Source organism: bacterium, from assembly GCA_024224155.1.
In the GTDB taxonomy this organism is placed as follows: Bacteria; Acidobacteriota; Thermoanaerobaculia; order Multivoradales; family JAHEKO01; genus CALZIK01.
Genome location: JAAENP010000444.1, coordinates 1 through 659, shown reverse-complemented (window position 1 = coordinate 659; position 659 = coordinate 1). Strand labels below are relative to the sequence as shown.

At 62.8% G+C, this 659-nt stretch carries 1 protein-coding gene; it reads right to left on the bottom strand.

Annotated elements, in window-relative coordinates; genetic code table 11:
- Window positions 1-259: 259 nt before the first annotated feature.
- Window positions 260-659, bottom strand: a 400-nt coding sequence (locus GY769_21635) for a hypothetical protein (GenBank protein ID MCP4204520.1), incomplete at its 5' end; no start/stop codon positions are given.

Genomic DNA, 659 nt, shown 5'->3' with positions numbered 1-659 from the left:
CTGGCGATGATTGAGTGATCCAGTTTCAACGACCGGCGTGTGGAGAAAGGGCTTCCAATGGCTGCTGATGAAGAACGAGCCGGACTCACTGTTAACGAGCACCGTATCTGATGGGGAGGCGAGCAGGCTGAGTGGTGGCCATCGTCGGGTGGCGTGAGCAGATCGGATGGCCACCGAGGTCGAACAGACCTCTCCGCGGGGTTGGTGGTCATCAAGGTTGTCGAGGGTTCGCCAGCCACGATGGCCGGCCGGAGGCGGGTCAGCGCTGGTGGCTGTTCGCGACGTTCAGAACGATGGCGCGGTCGACCAGTTTGAGCTTGGCGCGGGCTGCGGTCTTGAGCGCTGTGGTAGCGAGGCGGTCGATATCGCGGAGCCGGCCGCCAGTGCCTTCATGAAGCAGCGCCAGCGCGTCAGAGCTGAACAGTTCGCGCTTCACGCCAGCCAGATTGAGCCGGTGCCGGACGTACTCGACCGTTTCGCCTGGCTCTGGATCGGGGAGGCGAATTCGAGTGTGAATCCGCGTCCAGAGCGACCGATTGCGACGCAGGGCGAATGCGTCCTGCAGGAGACGCTCAAGAGCGTACTTCTTCTCATCACGCTCGTCCCAGTCGATGTCGAGTGCCGCCTTGATGCTGCTGTGCCCGAGAAGCTTGGTGCCG